The organism is Arsukibacterium sp. MJ3, from assembly GCF_000987765.1.
Classification (GTDB): Bacteria; Pseudomonadota; Gammaproteobacteria; order Enterobacterales; family Alteromonadaceae; genus Alishewanella.
This window is the reverse complement of record NZ_LAHP01000008.1, coordinates 89,131-103,137: the sequence shown is the minus strand read 5'-3', so window position 1 is coordinate 103,137 and position 14,007 is coordinate 89,131. Positions and strand designations below refer to the sequence as shown.

Genomic DNA, 14,007 nt, shown 5'->3' with positions numbered 1-14,007 from the left:
GTCAGGTGGCCGGATAATGCTCAGGCAGATTGCTGCTGACTTTGCTGCTGACTCAGCTGGCTACTATTGGCTGTAACTATTACCTGATGCAGGTTAATAATACCGGCCTGGATCTGATCAATCAGCAGATGCAGTTGTTCCGTTGATAAATCAGTCAGCGGCTGGTCTTTTAGCAGTGCCTGCAATGCGTGTACCTGCTGTAAAATATTGCTACTGTGTGGCAAGGTTCTGGCCGAGGCCGCTACCCGGTTTAAGCAATAGGCAATAGACCGCGGAAAATCAGCATAGGTTAACAGGTAATCGATGGCATCAACATCGCCACTTTGCTCTGCTACATAATAATGATAAGACTCAATGCCTCCTAAGGCATTGAGAATAGAGGTCCAGCGAAATTTCGGCCGCTTGATCTGGGTCGGTTGCAGTTGTTGTAACACCAGCACATCCATAATGCGGGTGGTCATATCGGCTCGCTCCAACAGTCGGCCGCTGTTAAACAAATCAAAAGCGTCGCCGCGTAACATCACGCCATCCAGAACTCCCACTACCATCTGGCAGCGACGGCTGACCTCAGTCATCAGATTGTAGCGATGCTGTCTGCCTTGCAGCAGCTGGCAATGCTGCTGTAAAAATAAGTCCAGTTTATTTAATTCTTCCCACATATCCCGTGGAATCAGCTGGCGGATGGTGCGGGCATTAAATTTTAACTGGCTGCAGGTATAACGGATAGATACGGTACTGTCTTTGTTGCTGATTAAATGCGCCATCACCGCGTGTTCAATACTGGATTGTTCGGGTGTGGCATCTGCCGGCAGCTGATATTCTGCCAGCGCTTCGCTGCTGTTAAGGCCCATCACATCCAGCAGCACCGGCCAGCTAAACTTGGTATCTTTATGGCTGTCGATCAACAGATGACTGGTTGCATTAACCAGCCTGGCAGTATTATCTAAACGTTCCAGATAACGGCCAAGCCAAAAGATATGTTCAACTGATTTTAATAGCATGTGTTATACCTCATCATTAATGATCCAGGTGTCTTTACTACCACCGCCCTGGGATGAATTGACTATCAGAGAACCTTTGACCAAAGCAACCCGGCTTAAGCCACCAGTGGTGCAGTAAAGTTCCTCACCCTGTAAAATAAAGGGTCGCAGGTCAAGGTGGCGTGGTTCTAACACGTCGCCACATAACGTGGGGGCAGTGGAAAGATTTAACGTAGGCTGAGCAATAAAATTGCGTGGGTTAGCTTCAATTGCTGCCGCCATTTGTTGTTGCTCGGCCAGGGTAGAGCGGGGGCCTATTAAAATGCCGTAGCCGCCAGACTCATTGGCCGGTTTCACCACCAGTTTGTCAAGGTTAGCCAGCACATAACTTTTTTGTTTGGGATCAAGACACAAAAAGGTTTCAACATTATCCAACAGCGGTTGTTCGCCGAGATAATATTGAATAATTTGTGGCACATAAGCATAAATCACCTTGTCGTCTGCCACGCCGGAACCGGGTGCATTGGCAATGGCAACATTGCCTTTTGCCCAGGCCCTTATCAGGCCCGGAATACCCAGCACCGAGTCGGGCCGGAATGCTTCTGGGTCAATAAACACATCATCGACCCGCCGGTATATAACATCGACCCGCCTTTTACCGCGCAGGGTTTTTAACCAAACCACATTATCTTCAACATACATGTCATGGTTTTCTGCCAGCTCAATACCCATTTGCTGGGCCAGGAAAGTGTGCTCAAAATAGGCAGAGTTATAAATGCCAGGTGTTAGTAGCACGATGCAGGGAACATCACCATCGCGCGGTGACAATGATGCCAGCATTTTCCACAACTGATGCGGGTAGTCATCTACCGGATAAATAGTCGAGTCGGCGAACAGCTCCGGAAATACCCGTTTCATCACGGTGCGGTTTTCCAGCATATACGATACACCAGAAGGCACCCTTAGATTATCTTCCAATACCAGAAACTTACCGTTGCCATCACGCACTAAATCGGTGCCACATATATTGGCCCATGCCTTATAACGGGGCGATACACCCTGACAGGCCTTTAAATAATTTCTGGACTGTAACACCAGTGCGCTGGGTACAATGCCATCTTTTAGGATTTTCTGGTCATTATATAAGTCGTCAATAAATAGGTTAAGCGCCTGCAAGCGCTGTTTCAGACCCTCACTGGTAAGCTGCCATTCGCTGCTGGGAATAGTGCGGGGCATGACATCCAGTGGCCAGGCCCGGTCGATATTATCGCCATCAGCATACAGGGTAAAACAGACGCCCATGTCACTAATAGTTTGATTTATAAATGATTGTCTTCTGATTAATTCGCTGGGGCCATGCTTATCAATAAAACGGGCAATGGCGACAGCGGGGCGGCGAATACTGCCATTAGCACTGACGAGTTCGTCAAAACAGCCGGCCGTTAGCGGATAGCCGCCCTGGGTAAAACGGGTTGAGCTCATCGGCAACTCCTTATGCAGCGCGTGATGAAAAATGCGCTGCAGTTGTTAAGTTCAATGACTAACTGTAGCAAGGCTTATGCCATAGAGCCAATTGCAAGGTCCCAGATGGATGCTGATGCCAAATAAAAAAGCCCCGCTGGTAGTACCAGCGGGGCTTTTTAACTGCGGGCTTACTACTTAGTTTTTAGCAGCAGCAGCTTTCTTTTCTTTTTCTTTAGCGATAACCGTTTCAGCTACGTTTGACGGGCACGGTGAATAGTGTGAGAACTCCATAGAGAACTGACCACGGCCTGATGTCATAGTACGCAGGGTACTGATATAACCAAACATTTCAGAAAGTGGTACGGAAGCTTTAATCCGTACGCCCGTAACACCGGCTTCCTGGCCAGAGATCATGCCGCGACGACGGTTTAAATCACCGATAACGTCACCTACGTGATCGTCTGGCGTAAACACGTCAACTTTCATGATTGGTTCAAGCAGTTGTGCACCCGCTTTTGGAATTGACTGGCGGAAAGCGCCTTTAGCGGCAATTTCAAAGGCGATAGCTGATGAGTCAACGGCGTGGAACGCACCGTCAAATACTTCAACTTCAACGTCTAGTACCGGGAAGCCAGCCAGGGTGCCGGTTGACATCATAGAGGCAAAGCCTTTCTCGATAGCAGGCATAAACTCTTTTGGAACGCTACCACCTACTACTGTAGATTTGAAAGCAAAACCTGAGTTTTGCTCACCCGGACGAATGCGGTAATCAATTTTACCGAACTGACCTGAACCACCAGATTGTTTCTTGTGGGTGTAGCTGTCTTCTATTTCGCGGGTAATGGTTTCGCGGTAAGCCACCTGTGGCTGTCCTACAACTAACTCAACACCATAAGTACGCTTTAAAATGTCGACTTTGATATCCAGGTGTAACTCACCCATACCTCTAAGGATGGTTTCACCAGAGTCAATATCGGTCTCAACCCGGAAGGTTGGATCTTCAGACACCATTTTACCAATAGCAGTACTCATTTTCTCAACGGAGCCTTTATCTTTTGGCGTAACAGAGATAGAGATTACTGGCTCTGGGAATACCATTGGCTCAAGTGTACAAGGGTGCTTAGGATCACACAGGGTGTGGCCAGTCTGGGTGTTATTCTTCATGCCAACAAGTGCAATAATATCACCGGCCTGCGCTGAGGTAAGGTCAATACGGTCATTAGCATACATTTCAACCATACGACCGATGCGCTCACTTTTGCCTGTGAACGAATTCATAATGGTGTCACCTTTGTTCAGTACACCAGAATATACACGGATGAAGGTCAGGGCGCCAAAACGGTCGTCCATGATTTTGAAAGCCAGCGCACGGAAAGGCTCGGCAGCAGAAACCAGTGCGAACTTACCGTTCGGGTTACCTTCTTCGTCAGTCAGTGGTTGTGGCAGAACTTCAGTTGGTGATGGTAAGTAATCAACAACGGCGTCTAATACTAACTGCATACCTTTGTTTTTAAAGGCTGAACCACAGTAAGTTGGGAAGAATACCAAGTCACGGGTACCTTTACGGACACAACGTTTAATGTCTTCAATTGAAGGCTGTTCACCTTCCATGTAAGCCATTAGCAGGTCGTCGTCTTGTTCTAACGCGGTTTCAATTAACTGCTCGCGATACATAGCAACATCATCGGCCATATCAGCAGGTACATCAGTTATGGTGTAGTTCTCTGGCAAGCCAGTTTCATCCCAGATGTAGGCTTTTTCAGTTAACAGATCGACAACACCAACGAACGTTTCTTCACGGCCTATAGGTAAAACCATGATTAATGGCTTGGCACCTAACACTTTTTTCACTTGTTCGGTTACCCGGATGAAATCAGCACCGATACGGTCTAGCTTATTAACGAAAATCAGACGAGATACTTCAGCATCGTTGGCATAACGCCAGTTGGTTTCTGATTGTGGTTCAACACCGCCAGAGCCACAAAATACACCGATACCACCATCTAATACTTTCAGTGAACGGTAAACTTCAACGGTGAAGTCAACGTGACCAGGGGTATCGATAACGTTAAAACGGTAGCCTTTCCAGAAACAGCTTACAGCTGCTGACTGAATAGTTATGCCGCGCTCGGCTTCTTGTTCCATGAAGTCGGTGGTAGATTCACCTTCGTGAACTTCGCCTAACTTATGAATTTTACCGGTCAGTTTCAGGATACGCTCGGTAGTAGTAGTTTTGCCGGCATCAACGTGGGCGAAGATACCAATGTTTCTGTATAAGGATAAATCTGCTGACATAGTAATCTCTATAAGCTAGGGTTTGAAAATAGTGCGACAATATACAGGATTTTAAAATGTTTTGCAGGGAAAAAATGTTACAGGGTGCTAATTTTTTATCCATGTTGTTCAAGCCATCGTGCATTATAGTTGCCTTTTTTGCCGTGAATAAAAGATGTCGATAATAAGGTGGCGCATAACCTTGTCGATAAATGGCAGCATTATAAGGTAGTGCGGCTTTTATTAAAAAGTAAAGCCTGGGTTACCAGGTAATTTGGAGTACCAATGAAAATTGAAGTTTTAGACAACCCAGAGCCTGCATTAATTGAGTACCTTGATAAAAAAATTGCTGAATTTAATTGGGCTAATTGGGAAGTAAGCGAACGCCGGCCTTTAGCGGTACAACTTAAAAATGATAATGGTGACGTGGTGGCAGGGGCAGCGGCTCGTACCTTTGGCGATTGGTTACTACTTGATACGTTGTGGGTGTCTGAAGCGCTACGTGGTCAGCAATTTGGCAGTAAAATCCTCAAGGAAATTGAAGTATCAGCGAAACAGCGCGGGTGTGTAAAATGCCTGCTAAATACCCTTAACTTTCAAGCTATGCCATTTTATCAAAAGCACGGTTACACCACGCAATGGGTTCAGCAAGGGTATCCTAAAACTGGCTGTAAATATTTTATGGTTAAAATATTTTAACTTAGCTTTGCTAGCCTTCACCAAAGCGCTCAACAAAGGCCGCTGTGAAACGCTCCGGTGAGGCAGGATCCATGTTGAAATATAAAGAAGGCTCTATTAGCTCTATTTCCATAACGACAAATTCGTTGGCAAAACGCACTAGATCAACACGGGCATATAACGCCTCGTCAGGTAAAGAGGCCATAGTATGACGGCCCTGAGTTAGCATTTCCTCACAAGGTTCTACTAACTTGAGTGTTCCACCATGTTCTTCTTGTACCCGAAAATCATCTGCTTTAGGCATTTTAATGATGCAATGGCTGTAGCGTCCGCCAAAATAAAATAGTGAGTATTCGCCTTCTTCTACAATAGCCGGTACAAAAGGTTGCACCATAAAGGGCCGTGTTGCAAAAGCTTTGGCCAGTTCCTGAGACTGCATCAGCAGTTTTTCCCGGCTAAGACGGTAGGTATGGTCGGCATTAGCACTGATGAGAGGCTTTATTACCAGCTCAGTGGTAGAAAACGTTTTAAAGGCTTCAGCTATTTTTGCCGCATCAAACTGTTGACACCAGAGAGTGGGCACTATGCTAATACCCTGGCCCTGAATATCCTTTAAATAATCTTTACTGATATTCCATTTAATTAAACGGAGGCTATTTTCCAAACGAGCAGTAGAGGCATCAATTTGCGCCAGAACGGTGATAAATGCTTCGGCATTTGTTTGATAATCCCAGGTACTGCGAACCACGACTATGTCATATTGGTTCCAATCTACATTAGGCTTACGCCATGACACCTGCTCAACTTGCCAGCCGTGTCGGCTAAAAGGGCCGAATAGCAGGTCATCGTAAGCGAAAAAACCTTCAAGACTATCCATAGTTAAGAATGCGCAGCGTTTCATCAATTGCCCTTCATAGAAATATAGTGCCTATTATGCACGTATTTGCTTAATTATAAATTCCGCTGTGCAATTGGTAAAGATGCTATATTTGATGCGTGCTAATGTTAAATTTGATGCCGATGCGGAAACCATCCAAATATAGAGTTCATTTTGCCCTGACCATAATAATTATTACTAATTTTGGCGATGCCGGAATTTACCAATTAAGGAATGCTGGTTAATGGCAACCGATAAAGACAGAAAACATTTTCCGGTGGTTTGCGTAGGCGGTTCGGCTGGTGGTCTTGATGCGTATATCCGTTTACTGCGGCATCTACCGTCCGATATGGGGGTTGCTATTGTTATCGTTAATCACCTTAGAACAGTTGCCACTATGCTCCATGAGATCCTGCCTGGGCATACCGCAATGCCGGTTGAACTGATCACGGAAAAATTAGATATTCGGCCAAACCATGTGTTCATTATCCCGGAAAAGCGCGATTTGCATGTACTTGATGGTGAGTTTCGCCTAAAACCAATATCTAAGCCCAGAGGTTGGCCTGACGTGATTACCGTGTTCCTGCGCTCCCTTACTGAGTACTGGGACGGTAAACTTATCGCTGTTATTGTTTCCGGCTACGATGGAGACGGAGCAGATGCGCTTTGTGGCATAAAGAAAGTAGGGGGCATTACCATCGCGCAGAAACCCGATACCGCCACGCAACCAGATATGCCGACCAGCGCAATTGCCAGCGGTTGTGTCGATTTTGTACTTTCACCTGAGGATATAGCTAAACAAATTGTCCTGATTGCGCGTGGAAATTAAATTAAAGCGGGAGATTTAATTAAAATAGAATTTAAGCGTGAAGTAGTTACTATGTTACTTGAAAAGGGCTACCGCATTGCCATTTTTAAATGACATAAAGTGCAGCACCGACATGCTGTCGGTGCTGCGCTTTGTTAAAACAGCCATCCGTAAAAGTGCTAGTTAGTTTCCTTCTGAGGCTTCTTAAATCTCTTCGCCAGCGCTTTCAATGTCTTGACCGTATCTATTTAAAAATTAACGAGTTTATTCTGCAATTGATGCCCATAAGTCATACTCATCGGCTTCATCAACTATGGCATCAATAACATCACCCGGTTTAACGTGGGTTAAGCCGTTTAAGTACACCGCACCGTCAATTTCTGGCGCATCGGCGAAGCTTCGGCCAATGGCACCTTCGTCGTCTACTTCATCAATTAGCACCTTGATGGTTTTGCCAATTTTGGCTTGCAGCCGGGCAGCGCTGATGGCTTGCTGTTTTAACATAAAGCGGTCATAACGCTCATCCATTACTGCTTGCGGAACCGGATCAGGCAGCTCGTTGGCTTTGGCGCCTATTACCGGGCTGTATTTAAAGCAGCCAACACGATCGAGTTGCGCTTCATCTAGCCAGTCGAGCAGCATCTGGAAGTCTTCTTCGGTCTCACCGGGGAAGCCGACAATAAAGGTGGAGCGAATGGTTAACTCCGGGCAGATGTCACGCCATTTTTTAATGCGCTCAAGCACTCGTTCGGCCTGGCCAGGACGTTTCATCAACTTTAAAATACGCGGGCTGGCATGCTGAAACGGAATATCTAAATAGGGCAGTATTTTACCCTGTGCCATAAGCGGAATAATGTCATCGACATGCGGATAGGGGTAAACATAGTGCAAACGCACCCAAATACCCATTTCGCCAAGCGCTTCACATAACGACTGCATTGAGGTTTTTACCGGCGCGCCGTTCCAGAAGCCGGTGCGGTATTTTACGTCAACGCCATAGGCGCTGGTGTCTTGTGAAATAATTAACAGCTCTTTTACGCCGGCATTTTTTAAGCGCTGCGCTTCATCCAGTACGTCACCCACTGGCCGGCTTACTAAGTCGCCGCGCATGGAGGGAATAATACAAAAAGTACAGCGGTGGTTGCAGCCTTCAGAAATTTTTAAATAGGCATAGTGTTTCGGTGTAAGTTTAACGCCATGGTCTGGCACCAGCATGGTAAAGGGGTCGTACTTTGGCTTTGGTACAAACTGGTGTACTTGTTTTAATACGTTCTCATAAGAGTGTGGGCCGGTAATACCAAGAACATTCGGGTGCACCTGGCGAATTTCATCTTCGCGTGCACCAAGGCAGCCGGTAACAATAACATTGCCGTTTTCGGCTAATGCTTCACCAATGGTATCCAGTGATTCCTGAACAGCACTATCGATAAAACCGCAAGTATTAACAATAACTAACTGTGCATCCTCGTAGCTTGGTACGATGTTGTAGCCTTCGCTTTTTAACTGCGTCAGGATGCGCTCAGAATCAACCAGATTTTTCGGGCAGCCTAAACTTACAAAACCGATAGTATTGCCTTTGTTAGCACCGGTTTTTGCCTGCGCTGTTAATGCCTTGGCGGGCATATCCAGAGTAGTGGTTTGGCTTGGGTCAAAGGTTTGTACTGTCATAGAGTCTCTTGAAGTTACGGCTACCTGAAAAAAGTCGGCGGATTATACCTGAAAGCCAGTTAAGAAACAGGTTTTGCTGTACAAATAACAAGCGCTTTGTACTTATTTCCGTGCAGCTTGGCAGATCTGGTCAATACTGTATGCAGTACTGTAAGTATATTCGGACAGAAATCACTTTACCGGGAGACAATATGATTAAAGCTTATGCCGCATTAAAAGCAAAAGGGGAGCTGACAGCCTGGGAATATGATCCTGGTACACTTGGCCGTGATGAAGTAGAAATTGAGGTTGATTATTGCGGGATTTGCCACTCTGACCTATCGATGTTAAATAACGAGTGGGGCATGTCAAGTTACCCACTGGTAGCAGGCCACGAAGTGGTCGGTCGCATAGCGGCAGTAGGCACAGCCGTGAATCATCTGAAAGCCGGGCAGGTGGTTGGCTTAGGCTGGCACTCTGATTACTGCAACGTGTGCAGCACGTGCGGCAGTGGTGATCAAAACTTGTGTACCACAGCACAGGGCACAATCGTGGGCCGCCATGGTGGTTTTGCCGATAAAGTGCGGGCTAATGCCAGTGCGGTAATACCGTTACCTGAAGGAATGGATGCCAAAACCGCTGGTCCATTGTTTTGTGGTGGTATTACTGTTTTTAACCCTATGGTGCAATTTGATGTAAAACCAACAGATAAGGTTGCGGTAATTGGTATTGGTGGTTTAGGCCATCTTGGTTTGCAATTTTTACGGGCCTGGGGCTGTGAAGTAACTGCCTTTACCTCTAGCGAAAGTAAAACGGCTGAAGCAAAAGAGTTGGGTGCACACCATTGCATTAATTCTCTCAGTAGCGATGATATTGAAAAAGCCGCCGGGCGTTTTGATTTTATTATTTCAACGGTAAATGTGACGTTAGACTGGAACTTGTATCTGGCCACCTTAAAACCAAAGGGCCGCCTGCATTTTGTAGGGGCTTCGCTAGAGCCGCTTGATGTCAATGTATTTAGCCTTATTATGGCGCAGCGAAGTGTTTCAGGCTCACCCGTTGGCAGTCCGCAAACCATTGCAAAAATGCTTGATTTTGCTGTGCAGCATAATATTAAACCGGTGGTGGAGATGTTTAAGTTTGAACAGATAAATGAAGCGATAGCACATTTGGAAAGTGGCAAGGCGCGATACCGCGTGGTTTTGGAACGATAGCGTTTCAGCAATAAAAGCGCCGGCATTAGCCGGCGTTTTTTTATACTGTTTTTGTTAAGCCTTGTATGGCATGGCACCAAGGTAATCTTTTTTACCCACCTCTACGCCGTTATGGCGCAAAATGGCATAGGCAGTGCTGATATGAAAATACACATTTGGCATGATATGTTGTATCAAAAACTCCTGACCATGTAGATATTTACCTTCCCAACGTGGTTGCGAAATTCGTTGGGTAGCCGCATTGGCAAAATCGGCTTCGGTAAAGGTTGCCAGATAAGCCACCGTGTCAGTAATGCGTTGCTGTAACTCAGCTAATGTTGTTTCGTCATCAGCATGTTTTGGTGCACTGTCAACCTTGTCAGTTAAGCGTGCTACGCCTAGCTTGGCGCTGTCGCAAGCAATTTGTACCTGACGCATCAAATTAAACTGATCGGGAGCTAGTCTGGCATTTAACAATACTTCAACGTCAATTTTTTTGCTCTCTGCAAAGGCTGTGCTTTTGGCTAAAATGGCACTCAGGTTTTGCAGCATTTTACTATTTTGCACTACGGTCAGTTCGTAAAACATGGTGGGACCCTTTTTCGGTTAATAATGGTTCAGGTTAGTAATGGCACAGCATAATAGCTACATTATGTAATTAATTGGGGCAAATACCGTCACGGGCAATGCCTGAGATAAATTAAATGTGCTGAGCATAGACGACTAGGTTTTAGTACATATCGTCATTAAAAGCGCGTTGTTAGAGCAGGGTATTGATAAGGTGAAGTGCGAAGAAAACGACTAAAAGGACAATGCATACTCAGTTTACGTGAGTTTGCCGATGTCGCTATACAAGTCCAAGTGGCACTGCGCAGCCAGCAGCAACTGCAGTTGCTGCTGGTACAACATCTGCAGTTGCTGTTATTACTGGCCAGTAACGGTTTACTGACTGGCTTTACGATGTACCAGTTTATACAGCGCCGGCAATAGCACCAGGGTAAGTAAGGTCGCGGTAATAATGCCACCAATGACAACGGTGGCTAACGGCCGTTGCACTTCGGCGCCGGTGCCACTGTTAAAGGCCATGGGTACAAAGCCAAGGCTTGCCACCAGTGCTGTCATTAACACCGGCCTCAAACGCTGCAAGGCACCCTGTTGTATCGCTTGCAACAAGTTAAGGCCTTGCTCACGTAATTGCGTAATCATCGCTAACATCACCACACCATTCAGTACCGCAATACCCGATAAGGCAATAAAGCCTACTGCAGCTGAAATTGACAGCGGCATATCGCGAAGCATTAATGCCGCAAAGCCTCCGGTTAAGGCCAAGGGAACGCCGCTAAATACGATTAATGCATCTTTAGCTGAATTAAGTGCACTGTAGAGCAGACCAAATATCATCAGTAAGGTTAGCGGTACTATCCACATTAAGCGCTCAGATGCCGATTGCAATTGCTCAAACGTGCCGCCGTAGCCAAGCCAGTAACCGGCGGGTAACTCAAGCTTATCGGCCATTAGCTGCCTGGTTTCGCTGATAAAGCTGCCAAGATCGCGGCCAGCTACATTGGCGCTCACCACAATATTACGCTTGGCGCTTTCCCGGTTGATCTGATTCGGGGCGTCAATTTCATTAAAATGTGCTACTTCACCCAGTGGTACATAAGTAAGCTCGGCGTTTGCACCGTTATCATTAATTTCCGGCAGCGCTACCGGCAGGCGTTTTAATTGTTGCGGATCGCTTCGAAGTGTCTCGTCGGCCCGGATGATTAAAGCAAATGCTTTGTCTCCTTCATAAATAAGCCCGACTTGAGAGCCACCAACCATAGTTTGAATAGTCTGCTGCACTGTGGCCACATCGATACCCAGTAATGCCAGATGTTCACGATCTGGCTCAATGGATAACATTGGCAGACCCGTTGCTTGCTCCATCCGCACATCAACGGCACCGGGTATAGTAGCCAGCAATTTAGTTGCCGCCTCACCCAATTCAGCCAATGTGGCTAAATCATCACCATATATTCGTAGTGCCACATCGCTGCGTACGCCAGCAATTAGCTCGTTAAAGCGCATTTCAATCGGCTGGGTAAACTCGTAGTTATTGCCAGGTACGGCTTCAACGGTTTGCCGCAACAACGCAACAAAGTCAGCCTTGCTCATATTACTGTCTGACCACTGTGCTTGTGGTTTTAATATGACAAAAGTATCAGCAACATTCGGTGGCATCGGATCGGTGGCAATTTCTGCGGTACCCAATTTGCTAAATACCCGTTCTACCTGCGGTAATGCTACAATTTCACGCTCCAGCAGCAGCTGCATTTGTAACGACTGGCTAAGGCTGGTACCGGGTATGCGTAGCGCATGTAAGGCCACATCGCCTTCATCGAGCTGAGGCATAAACTCACTTCCTAGCTTACTGCCCTGCCAGAATACGGCGGCCACCAACAACAACGCTGTACTGATAAACAGCATTGAGTGGCGTAAACTTTGACGCAGTACTGCCGAGTAGCCGCGTTTTAAGGTGCGCATTAACCCGGAATCTTGCTCTTTAACCTTGCCACTGACAAAAATAGCCACCGCTGCAGGTACAAAAGTAATGGCCAACAACACAGCACCCGCCAAGGCGGCAATTACGGTAAAGGCCATAGGGTGAAACATTTTACCTTCTACCCCGCTTAGTGCAAAAATGGGCATAAAAACCAACATAATAATTAGCACACCAAATACCGCCGGGGTAAACACCTCTCGGGTGGCGTGATAAACTTCAAGTAAACGTTCTTCTAGCGTTAACAAGCGACCAGTTCGATGCTGCGCTAAGCCTAACCGGCGCAGGCAGTTCTCTACCACAATGACAGCACCGTCGACCATTAAGCCAAAGTCAATAGCGCCTAAGCTCATTAAATTGCCGCTAACGTTATTGATGGCCATGCCACTGATGGCAAATAACATACTAAGTGGAATAACTAACGCCGTAATCAGTGCCGCACGAATATTACCCAAAAAAATAAACAATACTACGATAACCAGCACGGCGCCTTCGAACAGATTTTTCTGCACGGTGGCAATGGTTTTGTCTACCAGGATAGTGCGGTTGTATACTGCTTGCGCTATTACTCCCGCAGGTAATGACTGGTTTACTTGCTGCAGTTGCTCAGCCACGGCTTTTGCCACAGTACGGCTGTTTTCACCCATTAGCATAAACACGGTACCCAGCACGGTTTCTTCACCATTTAAGCTGGCGGCACCGGTTCGTAACTCCTTACCCAGATATACCTCTGCAACATGATGCAACCGCACTGGGGCATCATCACGCTTGGCAATAATTAGCATGCGGATATCATCAAGGTTACGCAGTTGACCTGGTGAGCGAACCAGCCATTGTTCACCGCGTTGCTCAATATAACCGGCACCAACATTGCTGTTATTGCGCTCAAGTGCAGTGGCGATGTCATCCAGGGTTAGTTTAAAGGCGAGTAGCTTGGCGGGATCGGGTGCCACTTGATACTGGCGCAGGTAACCGCCAATGGTGTTCACTTCGGTCACACCTTTTACGACAACCAGTTGTGGTTTAATTACCCAATCTTGTAAGGTGCGAAGATCTTCAGCGGTATAAGTGCTGCCATCTGCTTTTACCGCGTCAGGCTGAGCGCTCACGGTATACATAAAAATTTCACCGAGGCCGGTGGCTATGGGGCCAAGCGTGGTGTTGGTATCTTTGGGTAAATTGGCTCTTACCGCCTGTAAGCGTTCAGAGACCTGCTGACGTGCCCAGTAAATATCGGTGCCATCATTAAATACTACGGTAACCTGCGACATACCGTAGCGTGATAACGAGCGACTGTATTGCAGCTTCGGTAAGCCGGCCATGGCGTTTTCAATTAGTACCGTCAGCCGTTGCTCGGTTTCCAGTGGCGAGTAACCTGGGGCAGTCGTATTAATTTGTACCTGGACATTAGTAATATCGGGCACTGCATCCATTGGTAAACGCTGCGTATTATAAATACCGGTTAGTACCAGCAACAAGGTCAGGCCTAGCACTAAATAACGGCGCTCAAGGGCAAACTTTAACAGTATATCAATCATAATGCC

The 14,007-nt window shown here is 46.6% G+C and carries 11 protein-coding genes; 4 read left to right on the top strand and 7 right to left on the bottom strand.

Going from position 1 to position 14,007, the window contains the following annotated elements; translation table 11 throughout:
• Positions 1-20 precede the first annotated feature (20 nt).
• The 3 genes from VT06_RS08050 to fusA all read right to left on the bottom strand — a co-directional run bounded on the left by VT06_RS08050 (position 21) and on the right by fusA (position 4,739).
• Complete coding sequence (locus VT06_RS08050; RefSeq protein ID WP_046553783.1) at positions 21-1,001, bottom strand: alpha-E domain-containing protein; 981 nt, start codon at positions 999-1,001, stop codon at positions 21-23.
• 3 nt (positions 1,002-1,004) lie between these two features.
• Positions 1,005-2,462 carry a circularly permuted type 2 ATP-grasp protein gene (locus VT06_RS08045; RefSeq protein WP_046553782.1) on the bottom strand — a complete coding sequence of 486 codons (1,458 nt, stop codon included), beginning with the start codon at positions 2,460-2,462 and terminating at the stop codon, positions 1,005-1,007.
• A 177-nt stretch (positions 2,463-2,639) separates the two neighbouring features.
• Positions 2,640-4,739, bottom strand: coding sequence for an elongation factor G (fusA, locus tag VT06_RS08040; RefSeq protein ID WP_046553781.1), 2,100 nt, complete (start codon positions 4,737-4,739; stop codon positions 2,640-2,642).
• A gap of 264 nt (positions 4,740-5,003) precedes the next feature.
• On the opposite strand from fusA, the gene VT06_RS08035 reads away from it, so the two are divergent.
• On the top strand, positions 5,004-5,417 hold the full coding sequence (locus VT06_RS08035; RefSeq protein WP_046553780.1) for a GNAT family N-acetyltransferase: 414 nt from the start codon (positions 5,004-5,006) through the stop codon (positions 5,415-5,417).
• Between the two features lie 10 nt (positions 5,418-5,427).
• Here the strand turns inward: VT06_RS08035 and VT06_RS08030 are convergent, their stop codons facing one another.
• Complete coding sequence (locus tag VT06_RS08030) at positions 5,428-6,273, bottom strand: RimK family alpha-L-glutamate ligase (protein WP_200897936.1); 846 nt, start codon at positions 6,271-6,273, stop codon at positions 5,428-5,430.
• Between the two features lie 244 nt (positions 6,274-6,517).
• Here VT06_RS08030 and VT06_RS08025 point away from each other — a divergent pair, with 244 nt between their 5' ends.
• Positions 6,518-7,102, top strand: coding sequence for a chemotaxis protein CheB (locus VT06_RS08025; protein ID WP_046553778.1), 585 nt, complete (start codon positions 6,518-6,520; stop codon positions 7,100-7,102).
• A 243-nt stretch (positions 7,103-7,345) separates the two neighbouring features.
• Here the strand turns inward: VT06_RS08025 and rimO are convergent, their stop codons facing one another.
• Positions 7,346-8,749, bottom strand: coding sequence for a 30S ribosomal protein S12 methylthiotransferase RimO (gene rimO / locus VT06_RS08020; RefSeq protein ID WP_046553777.1), 1,404 nt, complete (start codon positions 8,747-8,749; stop codon positions 7,346-7,348).
• Positions 8,750-8,940: 191 nt separating this feature from the next.
• Here rimO and VT06_RS08015 point away from each other — a divergent pair, with 191 nt between their 5' ends.
• Positions 8,941-9,942: an NAD(P)-dependent alcohol dehydrogenase gene (locus tag VT06_RS08015; RefSeq protein WP_046553776.1), complete on the top strand. Its 1,002-nt coding sequence runs from the start codon at positions 8,941-8,943 to the stop codon at positions 9,940-9,942.
• Positions 9,943-9,996: 54 nt separating this feature from the next.
• Here the strand turns inward: VT06_RS08015 and VT06_RS08010 are convergent, their stop codons facing one another.
• Positions 9,997-10,509, bottom strand: a complete 513-nt coding sequence (locus VT06_RS08010) for a DUF1993 family protein (protein WP_046553775.1) — start codon at positions 10,507-10,509, stop codon at positions 9,997-9,999.
• A gap of 198 nt (positions 10,510-10,707) precedes the next feature.
• Here VT06_RS08010 and VT06_RS18060 point away from each other — a divergent pair, with 198 nt between their 5' ends.
• Positions 10,708-10,911, top strand: coding sequence for a hypothetical protein (locus VT06_RS18060; RefSeq protein ID WP_152658995.1), 204 nt, complete (start codon positions 10,708-10,710; stop codon positions 10,909-10,911).
• Here VT06_RS18060 and VT06_RS08005 read toward each other — a convergent pair.
• Positions 10,864-14,001, bottom strand: a complete 3,138-nt coding sequence (locus VT06_RS08005) for an efflux RND transporter permease subunit (RefSeq protein WP_046553774.1) — start codon at positions 13,999-14,001, stop codon at positions 10,864-10,866. The two genes, VT06_RS18060 and VT06_RS08005, sit on opposite strands and share 48 nt — an antisense overlap.
• Between the last annotated feature and the right edge of the window lie 6 nt (positions 14,002-14,007).

Excerpts from the sequence above, each read along its gene's own strand:
- VT06_RS08035 (WP_046553780.1), top strand. The coding sequence starts at position 5,004 with ATGAAAATTGAAGTTTTAGACAACCCAGAGCCTGCATTAATTGAGTAC.
- VT06_RS08050 (WP_046553783.1), bottom strand. The coding sequence starts at position 1,001 with ATGCTATTAAAATCAGTTGAACATATCTTTTGGCTTGGCCGTTATCTG.
- VT06_RS08045 (WP_046553782.1), bottom strand. The coding sequence starts at position 2,462 with ATGAGCTCAACCCGTTTTACCCAGGGCGGCTATCCGCTAACGGCCGGC.
- VT06_RS08010 (WP_046553775.1), bottom strand. The coding sequence starts at position 10,509 with ATGTTTTACGAACTGACCGTAGTGCAAAATAGTAAAATGCTGCAAAAC.
- VT06_RS08030 (WP_200897936.1), bottom strand. The coding sequence starts at position 6,273 with ATGGATAGTCTTGAAGGTTTTTTCGCTTACGATGACCTGCTATTCGGC.
- VT06_RS08015 (WP_046553776.1), top strand. The coding sequence starts at position 8,941 with ATGATTAAAGCTTATGCCGCATTAAAAGCAAAAGGGGAGCTGACAGCC.
- VT06_RS08005 (WP_046553774.1), bottom strand. The coding sequence starts at position 14,001 with ATGATTGATATACTGTTAAAGTTTGCCCTTGAGCGCCGTTATTTAGTG.
- fusA (WP_046553781.1), bottom strand. The coding sequence starts at position 4,739 with ATGTCAGCAGATTTATCCTTATACAGAAACATTGGTATCTTCGCCCAC.
- VT06_RS08025 (WP_046553778.1), top strand. The coding sequence starts at position 6,518 with ATGGCAACCGATAAAGACAGAAAACATTTTCCGGTGGTTTGCGTAGGC.
- rimO (WP_046553777.1), bottom strand. The coding sequence starts at position 8,749 with ATGACAGTACAAACCTTTGACCCAAGCCAAACCACTACTCTGGATATG.